Raw genomic sequence first — 11,896 nt, 5'->3', positions numbered from 1 at the left:
CGCCCATGAGCTCCACCTCCGACGCGGCGCGGGCCGCCGCCTCCGGCGCTGCCGGCCCTGCTGTTTTCCCCGCGTCCGGCGACGCGTCATCGAATGCCATGGACGCCGCGGACGCACGGACCCGGGCGCTGCTCGACGACCCGCGCGCGCTGCTCAAGCACCTCTACCGCGTCGCGGTCGACCGCGCGCTGCCGGGCAAGATCCTCGCCGGCCATCTCCCGCCGCCGTCCAAGGGCCGCACGCTGGTGATCGGCGCGGGCAAGGGCGGTGGCTCGATGGCGCAGGCGATGGAGGCGGCCTGGCCCGCGTCCGCGCCGATGAGCGGGCTGGTCATCACGCGCTACGGCCACATTCCGCCGGACTACCAGCCGCGGCGCATCGAGATGGTGGAGGCCGCGCACCCGGTCCCCGACGCCGCCGGCGAGCGGACCGCGGCGCGGATGATGCAGCTGGTGCGCGACTTCCGGCCGACCGCCGACGACCAGGTGATCTGCCTGATCTCCGGGGGCGGCTCGGCGCTGATGCCCTTGCCGGCGCCCGGGCTGACGCTGGCCGACAAGCAGGCGGTGAACCGCGCGCTGCTGGCCAGCGGCGCCAACATCGCCGAGATGAACTGCGTGCGCAAGCACCTCAGCGCGATCAAGGGCGGCCGGCTGGCCGCCGCCTGCGCGCCGGCCAAGGTGCTCACGCTGATGATTTCCGACGTGCCCGGCGACGACCCGCAGGTGATCGCCTCCGGCCCGACCGTGCCCGACGCCACGACCTGCGCCGACGCGCTGGCCATCTGCCGTCGCTATCGCATCGCGCTGCCGCCGCAGGCAGTCGAGGCGCTGGAGCGCGGCGACTGGGAGACGCCCAAGCCGGGCGACACCTGCTTCGACGGTCATGAGCAGCGCATCATCGCCGCGCCGCGTCAGAGCCTGCTGGCCGCGGCCGAGGCGGCGCGCGCGCTCGGCCTGACCGCGCACGTGCTCTCGGACGAGATCGAGGGCGAGTCGCGCGAGGTCGGCCGCGTGCATGCGGCGCTGGCGCGCTCGGTGGCGCGGCATGGCGAGCCCTTCGCCAGGCCCTGCCTGATCCTCTCCGGCGGCGAGACCACGGTGACGCTGGTGCCGCAGCCCGGGCGCGGCGGTCGTGCCGGCGAGTTCGTGCTCGGCTGCGCGATCGCGCTCGACGGGCAGGAGGGCGTCTGGGGCCTGGCCGCGGACACCGACGGCATCGATGGCGTCGAGGACAACGCCGGCGCTTTCCTCAGCCCGAGCACGCTGCAGCGCGCCCGCGCGCTGGGCCTGAAGCCGGCCGAGCTGCTGGCCGCCAACAACGGCTACGCGCTCTTCGAGGCGCTCGGCGACCTGCTGATCACCGGTCCGACGCAGACCAACGTCAACGACTTCCGCGCGCTGCTGATCCGCTGATCCGGGAGGCGTCCGATCGCTCGGATGTTGACCTCCCTCATGGCAATTTCCGGCCAGTCCCGCGACAGTCCGGCATCCCCGGTTTCCGAGAATGCCCCGTGACCGCCGACTTCCTGTCCGATCCCGCCGCGCCCGTTGCTCGCGGCGTCTCGTCGCCCGCCGCCGCGGAAGGCGATGCGGCCCACAACGCCGCCTTGATGCCGGGTCCCGCCCATCCGGTGCCGTGGCGCGCACTGCTCGGCGATGTGCTGCTGGAGGCCGACGACTGGTCCGCGCTGGCCAGCATGGCGCGGGTGCGCCGCTGCCGGGCCGGCGACTTGGCGGTCCGCCGCGGGGACGCGGCGGTGGCGATGGTGGCGCTCTGCGAAGGGCGGGTCGTGGCGGGCGGCCCGCTGGCCGGCCCGTGCTGGCTGGACCTGCACACCGCCTGGCTGGACGGGCGCTACGAGGAAGACGCGCGGATCGTCTCGGCCACCGCGCTGGTGATGGAGTGGCCGATGGCGGCGGCGACCCTGTGGCTGCGCTCGCAGCCGCCGGTGCTGGCCGCGCTGCTGCGCGCCAGCGCGGCGCAACTGCGTGAGGCGCAGGACGCGCTGCGCGGGCTGACCACGAAGGACGCGACCGCCCGCATCGCCGCCTGGCTGCTGGCGCAGGCCGGCGGGTCGGCCGAGGTGCGGCTGGCCGAGCGCAAGCGCGACGTGGCGGCGCGGCTGTCGATCTCGCCGGAGACGCTGTCGCGCGCGCTGCGGCAGCTCGCCGACCGGGGCATCCTGGCGGTGCAGGGCTACCGCATCGGCCTGCTGGACCCGGTGGCGCTGCTGGCGCTGGCGCGCTGCGGCCGGGCGGCATAGACTCGCCTCCACCTGCCGTCGCGTCCAGAGGAGGCCGCCGTGACGATTGCCAGCATGACCCCCACGACTCCCGTTTCCGCCAGCGCGGAGCGTTTCCTCGGGGGGCACGCCAGCCTCCCGGTGATGCCTGAAGTCGGGCGCAAGCTCTTGCGCAGCCTGGACGACGACGGCGTCTCGCTCGGCCAGATCGCCGAGCTGATCGGCAAGGATTCCACGCTGGCGGCCAAGGTGCTGCGGCTGGCCAACTCCGCGCGCTACAGCCCCTCCCACACGATCGGCACGCTGCAGGACGCCGCGATGGCGCTGGGCCTGGAGACGCTGCGCAACCTCGCGATGGCGGCCAGCATCTCCGCCACCTTCCCCGAGGTGAAGGGCCTGGATCGCCAGCGCTTCTGGCGCCACAGCGTACGCACCGCCGGCTATGCGCGGCTGCTGGCCAAGCTGCTGCAGGGCGATGCCGACACCGCCTACCTCGCCGGGCTGATGCTGCGCACCGGGCAGCTCATGATGGCGATGAGCGAGCCGGACCAGGTCGCCGACGTCGAGGCCCACGCGGCCGAGCCGGGCAGCCGGTTCTCGCTGGAGATGCATCGCTTCGGCTGCACACATGCCGACGTGACGGCGGCGCTGGCGGCGCACTGGCACTTCCCGGCCGACCTGGTCGAGGCCTTCAAGGACGCCAACGCGCCGCTGGAGATCCGGCCGTTCTCGATGCTGGCGGCGATCCTGCACCTGGCGGAGGTGCTGGCCGATGCCTGCGACCAGCAGTCCGACCGCATCGCCGCGCTGGAGCTCGCGGTGCCGGAGCTGGTGGAGCACCTGCACATGGACCTGGACTTCCTGCGGCTGCGCCTGGATGGCTGCGGGGATCCGGGACAGGACGTCGAGCTGATGCTCAAGTGACGCGGCTCGCGCCCGGCTGAGGTAAGGTCGGCCGCTTCAACAAGACCGAGCGGAGACGACATGACGACGTACCAGGGAAGCTGCCATTGCGGCCGGGTGGCCTATGAGGTGGACGGCGAGATCGATGGGGCGATGGCCTGCAACTGCTCGATCTGCCAGCGCAAGGGCTCGCTGCTGTGGTTCGTGCCGCGCGGGCAATTCCGGTTGAAGACCGACGAGGCCGCGGCCAGCACCTACGAGTTCAACAAGCACGCGATCAAGCACCGCTTCTGCGCGGTGTGCGGCATCCATCCCTATGCCGAGGGCACCGACCCGAAGGGCAACGCGATGGCGGCGATCAACGTCCGCTGCCTGGAGGGCATGGAGCTCGACAGCATTCCGGTGACGCACTTCAACGGGCGCGACATGTGAACGAGTGAGCGGGCGCCGGCGCGGCGGCGCTCAGGCGTCGCCGGCCGGCAGATGCACCGAGAACCGCGCGCCGCCCCAGCGCGAGACGCCCACCTCGATGCGACCGCCGGCGGCGCGCACGATCAGGTCACACAGCGCCAGCCCCAGGCCGGTGCCTTCGATGTCCGCCGCGCGCGCGGCGGCGCCCCGGTAGAAGCGCTCGAACACGCGCTCGCGTTCCTCGGCGGGAAGGCCCGGGCCATCGTCCTCGACGACCAGTGCCGTCCCGTCCGGCCGCGCGACCACCGAGACCAGCACCGAGCCACCGGCGGCACCGTACTTGACCGCGTTCTCCACCAGGTTGGTCGCGACCAGCATTAGCAGCTCCCGCGGCACCCGGGCCGCCGCGCGGGGCCCGTCGTCGCCGAGCTTGTCCGCCCCAGGCGCGTCCGCATCAAGCGCCGCATCAGACGCCGCGACCGGCGCGTTTGTCTCCAGCGCATCCGCACCGGGGGCGTCCGCACCCGCCAGGCTCAGCGTCATGCCGCGTGCCTGGGCCGCGGGCCGGGCGCGCCGCACGACCGCCTCGAGGATCGGGCCGATGGCCACCGGCGCGACCGGCGCCGAGTCCTGCCCGGCATCCAGCCGCGCCAGCGTCAGCAGTTCCTCCACCAGCGCCGTCAGCCGCGCGACGTCCTCCAGCCCGGAGCGCAGCGCCTGGACATACTCGTCGGCGCCGCGCGGCCGGCGCAGGGTGATCTCGAGCTCCGTGCGCAGCCGGGAGAGCGGCGAGCGCAGCTCATGCGAGGCGTCGGCGGTGAAGCGGCGCTGCGCCTCGAAGGCGTGCTCGAGCCGGTCCAGCATGTCGTTGAGCGTGTCGATCAGCCGGCCGATCTCGTCGCGCGTGCCGGGATGCGGCAGCCGCTCGGCGAGGGTGCGGCCGCCGATGCGGCGGGCCTGCCGGACGATGTCGTCGACCGCGCCGAAGACGCGCCCGGTCAGCTGCGCGCCCGCGGTGGTGAGCACCACCACGAGCACCAGGCTCATGACGAGGAACACCCAGCCCGCCGAGGCGACGGCGTGGTCGACGTCGTCGAGCGAGCCGGCCACCTGCACCGCCAGCGCGCGGCCGCCATGCACCGGCACCGACACGCGGCGTGTCGGCTCGTCGCCGAAGGCCAGGTGCTCGAAGACGGTCTCGCCGCGGGCCAGGCGCGCCAGCAGCGCGGCCTCGTTCGGCAGCGACGCGGCGCCGAGGTTGGCGCTGCGCGCGAGCACCTCGCCGCGCGGGCCGATGATCTGCACCAGCCGGTCCAGCCGCGCGTAGGGCGGTGGCGCGGCGGTGGTGCCGGGCTCGTGCACGGCGACCGGCAGGCCGGGGCTGGCGGCGAGGATGCTGGCTTCCTGCTCCGCCAGGGCCAGCAGCGCGCCGTCCAGCTGGGCGCGCAGGGCGGTGACCAGGCTCAGGTAGGTGAGCGTCGCCGCCACCGCCAGCACCGTGGTGACCACGACCACGTGCAGCAGCGCCAGCCGGCGGCGGAAGCTAAGCATCGTCCGGTCCCCGCAGCCGGAAGCCGCGACCGCGCACCGTCTCGATCAGCGGCCGGGCGCCGGCCGCGTCGATCTTGCGGCGCAGCTTGCTCATGTGGGCGTCGATCAGGTTGTCGATCGCCAGCGGGTCGCCGTGCCAGATCTGCTCGGCCAGGCGCTGGCGCGGGACCACGGCGCCGGGCTGCCGCATCAGCGCCTGCAGCAGGGCGAATTCCTTGGGCGTCAGCTCGATGGGCCGCCCCGCGCGGGTGACCTGCAGCGAGGCCGGGTCCAGGCGCAGGTCGTCCGCGACCAGCACCGGCGGCCGCGTCATGTCCGAGCGCCGCAGCAGCGCGCGCAGCCGCGCCAGCAGTTCCTCGAATTCGAAGGGCTTGGTCAGGTAGTCGTCGGCGCCGGCGTTCAGGCCGTCGACGCGATCGGACAGCGCGTCGCGGGCGGTGAGCATCAGCACCGGCACCTGCTGGCCGCGCGCGCGCAGCGTGCGGCACAGGGTGACGCCGTCGCCGTCGGGCAGCATGCCGTCCAGCACGATCAGGTCGTGGGTGGTCACGAAGGCCGCCTCGTCGGCCTCGGCCAGGCTGGCCGCGTGGTCCACCACGAAGCCTTCCTCGCGCAGCCCGCGCACCAGCAGCCCCGCGGCCTTGCGGTCATCCTCGACCAGAAGAATCCTCATCGCCTCTCTCCGAATGGGCGGCAGTCTCGCATGCCGGCGCGATTCCCCGTCGGCTTCCCCGCTGGCTCAAGGCGCCGGCGCGCGGCCGAGGCTGAGCTGCAGCCGCACGGTGGCGGCGGCGAGCTCGCTGCGTGCCTGCAGGTAGGCGAGCTCGGTGTCGTCCGCCGCGCGCTGGGCCGACAGCAGCTCCAGCAGCGAGGCGGCGCCCTGCCGGTACGAGAGGCGCAGGCCTTCCACCACGCGCCGCGCGTCGCCCAGGGTCGCGTCGCGGTAGCGGGTCAGGTTCTCGAGCGCGGCGCGGTACTGGGCGTGGGTCGCGCGGACGTCGGCCTGCGCCTGGAGCTCGGTCTGGCGCAGCGCGAGCAGGGCCTGGGTGACGGCCGACTCGGCCTGCACCAGGTCGCCGCGGTCCAACCGCGACAGCGGGATCGGCACCGAGACCGAGACCGACACGGTGTTGGACCGCGGCGAGGGGGCGACCGCCGAGCCGTCCGCCGCCACGCCGCGGTGTCCCTGCGGCGTGTAGCCGTAGTTGAGGCTGACGCTCGGATCGACCCAGCGGTTGGCGCGGACCAGGTCCGCGGCGGCACGGGCGCTGTCCACCGCCGCGCGGGCGATGCGCACGTCGTCGCGCTGATCGAGCGCTCGCGCCACGAGGGCATCGAGCGCCTCGCCCTCGTGGCTCCCCTCGATGCCGCCCGAGCCGCCGATGGCCTCGATGCCCTCGATGCCGTCGAGTCCCTCGGGCGCCAGTCCGTCGCGGAAGGTGCACAGCGGCGACGCGTCGCCGAAGGCCTCGCGCCAGCGGCGACCCAGCGGCGCGGCCAGCGCTTCCATGGCGGTCCGGGCGTCGGCCCTCGCGCGCACGACGGTGGCGAGGAACTGATCGCGCTCGTTGCGCGATTGCAGCAGCTCCAGGCCGCCGAGATCGCCGGCGCCATGGCGTCGCTCGTTCATCCGGACGATGTCGCCCAGCGCGGCCAGCGAGGCCTCCTGCCGCTGCAGCGCCTCGCGCGTGCGGCAGGCCTCGATGAAGGCGGCGGCCGCGTCCGCGGCGGCCTGGCGACCGGCGCCGGCCAACGCGGCTTCGCCGGCGCTCACCTGGCTGCGCGCGGCCGCGACGCGGCGCTCGCGCTTGTCGCCGGTCTCGATCGTGTAGCTCAGCCCGATGCTCTGCGCCAGACGCGGCTTGGGGCGCACCTCCCGGCTGAGCTCCGCCGGCCCGACACCGAGCGACAGCGACGGATCGGGCCGCAGTCCCGCCATCGGCACGCCCGCGCGTGCGGCCGCCACCGCCTCGCGCTGCGCGGCGATCGCATTGCTGAAGCGCTCCACCGCGTCCAGGTAGGCGGCGAAGGGAACGCCGGCGGCGTCGGTATTGGCGTCCGGCGTCGACGCATATGTCATCGGGTAACCGGTCATAAGCGCGACTGCCAGGACCAGGGCGTCACGGCGGCTGGTCGGACGCCGGCGCTGACCCGTGGTCTCAGCGGTGATGCCGGCGCCTTCGCGGCGAGGGGTGAGGAAGAAGAGGCGCTTCATGCCAGGGGTTCCGATGCTGGGTCGTGGTCGTGGTCGTGGTCGTGGTCGTGATCGAGCGTCGCCTGCGCGGCACGCCGGGCGGCGGCGCGCTCCACGCGCGCTTCGATCGCGTGGTAGAGGGCCGGGAGGAGCAGCAGCGTGAGCAGCGTCGCCGTCACCAGCCCGCCGACGACGACCGTGGCCAGCGGTCTTTGGACGTCGCTGCCCAGGCCCGTGGCCAGCATCGCGGGCGTCAAGCCGAAGGCCGCGACCGCCGCCGTCATCAGCACCGGGCGCATGCGGCCGGCGGCGCCTTCGAGCACCGCCTCGCGCAGCGGCCGGCCGTCGTCGCGCCGCAGCCGGTTGATCTGCGCCACCATCAGCACGCCGCCGAGCACGGCCACGCCGAACAGCGCGATGAAGCCCACGGCGCTGGAGACATTCAGCGTCATGCCGCGCAGGTGCAGCGCCGCGAAGCCGCCGATCATCGCCAGCGGCACCACCCCCAGCACCAGCAGCGGCTGGCGCAGGTTGCGGAACTCGGCGAAGAGCAACAGCAGCATCACCCCCAGCGTCAGCGGCAGGATCACCGCCAGGCGCTGCTGCGCGCGCTGCAGGTTCTCGAACTGCCCGCCCCACTCGAGGCGCCAGCGCTGGCGGTCGAAACGGACCTGCCGCTCGAGCGCGGGCTGGGCCTCGGCGAGGAAGCTCGACAGGTCGCGGCCCCGCGTGTTGAGCCGCACGATGAGATGGCGCTGGCCCATCTCGCGCACGATGACGCTCTCGCCCACCGTCGTGCGGATGCGCGCGACGTCCGACAGCGGCACCTGCGCGCCATTGGCCCCCGTCAGGCGCAGATCACCGATCGCCTGCGGGCTGGCGCGCGACTCGGGCGTGAAGCGGACCGTCATGTCGTAGCTCTTCTCGCCGACGTAGACCTGCCCGATGGCCGCGCCGCCGATGCCGGTGGACACCAGCGTGGCGACGTCGGCGGCGTTGATGCCCAGCCGCGCCGCGGCGGCGCGGTCCAGGTCGATACGCAGGTTGGGCAGCGGCGGCTCGACGTCCACCGCCACGTCGGCGGCGCCCGGCACCGTCCGCAGCACCTCGGCCACCCGGGCCGCGATGCGGCGTCCTTCGTCGAGGTCGTCGCCGAAGACCTTGACCACCAGGTCGCTGTGCGCGCCCGACAGCTTGTCCTGCACGCCGTCGATCATCGGCTGCATGAACGACACGCTGTAGCCCGGCATGCGGGCATAACGCTCGGCCAGGCGCCGGATCAGTCCCTGCTTGCCGCCCGGCGCGGTCCAGCGCTCGTAGGGCGTGAGGCTGATGCTGGCCTCGATGTGGGAGGGCGTCCAGTAGTCGGTACCGTCGTCGTTGCGACCGGTCTGCGTGACCACGTGGGCGACCTCGGGGAACTCCAGCGTCGCGCGGCGCAGCGCATCGGCCATGCCGGCGGCCTTCTCCAGCGTGATGCCGGGCGGCATCTGGACCTGCAGCCAGATCGAGCCCTCGTCGAGGTAGGGCAGGAAGTCCCGCCCGATCGTGCCGGCCAGCGCGGCCAGGGCCAGCGCCGACGCGATCAGCGCCGCCGCCAGCCAGCGGCCGCGTCCGACGGCGCGCGCGAGGAAGTCGGCATACCGCGCCTGCAGCGCCTCCAGCGGCCGGTTGCGGAAGGGCGGGCGCGGCCGCCGGAAGGCCAGCCAGGCCAGCGCCGGCGTGAGCGTCAGCGCCACCAGCAGCGCGCCCACCAGCGCCGCGCCGACCGCGTAGGCCATTGGGCTGAAGAGCTTGTACTCGATGCGCTCGAACGCGAACAGCGGCAGGTAGGCCGCGGCGATCACCGCCATGCCGAAGAAGATCGGCCGCGCCACCTGCAGCGTCGCGACGATCGCGTCGCGCGGGGTCAGCGGCCGGTCGGCCGCCTGCTCGCGCCGGCGCAGCAGGTGCTCGACGACCACGACGGCGCCGTCCACGAGGATGCCGAAGTCGATCGCACCCAGCGACAGCAGGTTGGCCGGCACATGGGCGTGGTGCATGAAGATGAAGGCCGCCAGCAGCGCCAGCGGGATGGTGACGGCCACGACCAGCGCCGCGCGTGGACTGCCGAGGAAGAGCAGCAGCACCAGCGTGACGACGACCATGCCTTCCACCAGGGTGTGGCCGACGGTGTGCGACGTCGCCTCGATCAGCGTGGCGCGGTCGAGGTAGGGCACCACCTTGACGTCGCCGGGCAGCAGCGCCGTGTTGAGCTCGTCGACGGCCGCGTGCAGGCCATCGAGCGTGCGCGACGGGTTGGTGTCCTTGAGCAGCAGCACGATGCCCTCGATCGTGTCGCCGTCGGTGTCCTTGCCCAGGATGCCGCGGCGTTCGACCTCGCCCAGGCGCAGCTCGCCCAGGTCCTGGACCAGCACCGGCACGCCGGCGGCCGTCTTCACCACCACGTTGCCCATGTCCTGCAGCGAGCGCAGCAGGCCGACGCCACGCACGACATAGGACTGCTCGCCGCGGTCGATCACGCTGCCGCCGCCGCTGCTGTTGTTGGCGTTCAGCGCGTCCACGACCTGGCTCAGCGTCAGGCCGTACTGCGTCAGCCGCGCGGGATCGAGCGAGAGCATGAACTGCGTGGTCAGCCCGCCGAAGTTGGTGACGTCCACGACGCCCGCCACCTTCTTCAGCCGCGGGATGACGGTCCAGGCCTGCAGCTCGGAGAGTTCGCGCAGGCTGCGCGTGGGGCTCTCCAACGTGTAGCGGTAGATCTCGCCGGTGGGCGAGGTGTAGGGATCCAGCCCCGGCCGCGCGCCATAGGGCAGCGAGAGCTCGGCCAGGCGCTCCTGCAGCCGCTCGCGCGACCAGTAGCCCTCGACGCCGTCCTGGAACACCACGGTCACCAGCGACAGGCCGAACAGGCTGCGCGTGCGCAGCACCTGCATGCCGGGCGTGCCGAGTAGGGCGCGCTCGATCGGGATCGTGATCTGCTGCTCGACCTCCTCGGCGGCCAGGCCGTTGACCTGCGTGACGATCTGCGAGGTCACGTCGGCGATGTCCGGATAGGCCTCGATGGGCAACTGCCGGAAGCTGTGGACGCCGTAGAGCGCGGCGAAGGCGAAGACCAGCCAGACGATGCCGCGGCGGTCGAAGCACAGGGTGACGAGGCGCTCAATCATGGAGGAGCACTCCGTCGCGCACGACCACGCGCTCGCCGGGCCGCAGGCCCGAGACGATCTCCACCTGGTCGCCCAGCGCGGCGCCGACGCTCACCTCGCGGGCGACATACCGACCCGGCGCGCGTTCGACGAAGACGCGGGTGAACAGGCCCTCCTGCAGCAGCGCCGAGGCGGGCACCACCGGCGCGGGGTGCGAGGGACCGGCGAAGCGCAGCTTCACGAACATGCCGGGCCGCAGGCGGCCGTCGGCGTTGTCCAGGATCAGGCGGACCTTGACGGTGCGGGTGTCGGGATCCAGCACCTCGCCGATGTAGCGCACCGTGCCGGCGCGCGGATCGTCGGGATAGGCGTTCAGCACGACCTGGGCCGACTGCCCGACGAAGATCCTGGCCAGGTCCTTCTCCGGCACGGCGGCGGTCACCGAGACCCGGCTCAGGTCCGCGATCGTCATCAGCGGCGCATTGACGTCGTTCCAGTAGCCGCCCGGCGCGGCGTTCATCTCGATGACGCGGCCGGCCAGCGGCGCGCGGACCGACAGGCGACGCCCGGCGTTGTCGTCCGCGCTCGCGCCCAGCTGTGCGAGCCGGGCCTGCGCGGTACGCAGGTCGTTGGCCGCCTGCGCGCGGGCGAGCTGCGCGGCCTCCAGGTCCTTGCGCGCGGCGATGTCGGCGTCGAAGAGGAGTTGCTGGCGGTCGAGGTCGCGGCCTGCCTGGGCGGCCGCGTCGCGCGCCCTGGCCGCATCGCCGCGGGCCGCGCTCAGGTCGGACGAGTCCAGCGTGAAGAGCACGTCGCCGGCGCGCACCGGATCGCCCAGCGCGCGGTGCAGTCCCACCACGCGACCCGTGACCGGCGGCGCGATGCGGGCGAGGTGGTCGGGCAGCGCCTCGATCGTGCCGGGCGCGGCGATGGGCTGCTCGACGGCCTGGCTCCGCACCGCGGCGACCACGAGGCGCTCGCGCAGCGGCGAGTCCGCCGGCACCACGATGTCCGCGCCCTCGCGGTGCGGGGACGCCGTCGCGGCGGTCGCGGCGGGCGGGGCGGAGGCGGCGTGGGCCGGGGAGTCGTCACAGCCGGCGAGCCAGAGCGGCGCGCTGGCGAGCAGGAGCAGGCAGGCCGGGGTCGTGAACGACCGTGGCGTGCCGCGGTCGGCAATGCGGAAGAAGCGGAGAGGCAGCATGAGGGGCTCCTGCGGGCGACGGCCGCAGAACGCCCCTCAAGCGTGGGCTGGAGGGATCCGGACGGTCGTCGCTCGCGGCGAAGGGAATCGGCGAGGGGCAGCGGCGGGTGCCGCGTGGCGTTGACAACTGGGGTCGGGATCCATGGCGGCTCCTTGGGGACTGGACGGGCAAGCGGACAGGCCGGGCCGCCAGTGCGACGCGACGAGCGGCAGGTTACGCAGTCGTTCCTGAAGAAACCCTGAAC

9 protein-coding genes are annotated in these 11,896 nt (G+C 73.5%); 4 read left to right on the top strand and 5 right to left on the bottom strand.

All coding sequences use genetic code 11. From position 1 onward, the window contains the following. Positions 1–98: 98 nt before the first annotated feature. The 4 genes from ACTJKJ_RS26295 to ACTJKJ_RS26280 all read left to right on the top strand — a co-directional run bounded on the left by ACTJKJ_RS26295 (position 99) and on the right by ACTJKJ_RS26280 (position 3,580). Positions 99–1,415: a glycerate kinase type-2 family protein gene (locus ACTJKJ_RS26295; RefSeq protein WP_440823070.1), complete on the top strand. Its 1,317-nt coding sequence runs from the start codon at positions 99–101 to the stop codon at positions 1,413–1,415. Positions 1,416–1,513: 98 nt separating this feature from the next. Then, the gene (locus tag ACTJKJ_RS26290) at positions 1,514–2,266 is read left to right on the top strand and encodes a Crp/Fnr family transcriptional regulator (protein WP_091721949.1); all 753 of its coding nucleotides are present in this window, start codon (positions 1,514–1,516) and stop codon (positions 2,264–2,266) included. 54 nt (positions 2,267–2,320) lie between these two features. Next, complete coding sequence (locus ACTJKJ_RS26285) at positions 2,321–3,169, top strand: HDOD domain-containing protein (RefSeq protein ID WP_091721954.1); 849 nt, start codon at positions 2,321–2,323, stop codon at positions 3,167–3,169. Positions 3,170–3,229: 60 nt separating this feature from the next. Then, positions 3,230–3,580, top strand: coding sequence for a GFA family protein (locus ACTJKJ_RS26280; protein WP_440823042.1), 351 nt, complete (start codon positions 3,230–3,232; stop codon positions 3,578–3,580). A 30-nt stretch (positions 3,581–3,610) separates the two neighbouring features. Here the strand turns inward: ACTJKJ_RS26280 and ACTJKJ_RS26275 are convergent, their stop codons facing one another. The 5 genes from ACTJKJ_RS26275 to ACTJKJ_RS26255 all read right to left on the bottom strand — a co-directional run bounded on the left by ACTJKJ_RS26275 (position 3,611) and on the right by ACTJKJ_RS26255 (position 11,651). Then, positions 3,611–5,110 (bottom strand): sensor histidine kinase, encoded by a 1,500-nt coding sequence (locus tag ACTJKJ_RS26275; protein WP_440823040.1) that lies wholly within the window; start codon positions 5,108–5,110, stop codon positions 3,611–3,613. Continuing rightward, positions 5,103–5,783, bottom strand: a complete 681-nt coding sequence (locus tag ACTJKJ_RS26270) for a response regulator transcription factor (RefSeq protein ID WP_183485566.1) — start codon at positions 5,781–5,783, stop codon at positions 5,103–5,105. The genes ACTJKJ_RS26275 and ACTJKJ_RS26270 overlap by 8 nt, the downstream gene beginning before the upstream one ends. A 66-nt stretch (positions 5,784–5,849) precedes the next feature. Continuing rightward, positions 5,850–7,325: a TolC family protein gene (locus tag ACTJKJ_RS26265; RefSeq protein ID WP_440823037.1), complete on the bottom strand. Its 1,476-nt coding sequence runs from the start codon at positions 7,323–7,325 to the stop codon at positions 5,850–5,852. Further along, positions 7,322–10,474: an efflux RND transporter permease subunit gene (locus tag ACTJKJ_RS26260; RefSeq protein WP_440823035.1), complete on the bottom strand. Its 3,153-nt coding sequence runs from the start codon at positions 10,472–10,474 to the stop codon at positions 7,322–7,324. Before ACTJKJ_RS26260 ends, ACTJKJ_RS26265 begins: the two co-directional genes overlap by 4 nt. Continuing rightward, positions 10,467–11,651 (bottom strand): efflux RND transporter periplasmic adaptor subunit, encoded by a 1,185-nt coding sequence (locus ACTJKJ_RS26255; protein WP_440823033.1) that lies wholly within the window; start codon positions 11,649–11,651, stop codon positions 10,467–10,469. Before ACTJKJ_RS26255 ends, ACTJKJ_RS26260 begins: the two co-directional genes overlap by 8 nt. Positions 11,652–11,896: the final 245 nt, after the last annotated feature.

Origin of the sequence: Roseateles sp. 22389 (genome assembly GCF_052044995.1) — a bacterium.
Classification (GTDB): Bacteria; Pseudomonadota; Gammaproteobacteria; order Burkholderiales; family Burkholderiaceae_C; genus Roseateles.
This window is presented reverse-complemented; position numbering and strand designations above follow the sequence as displayed.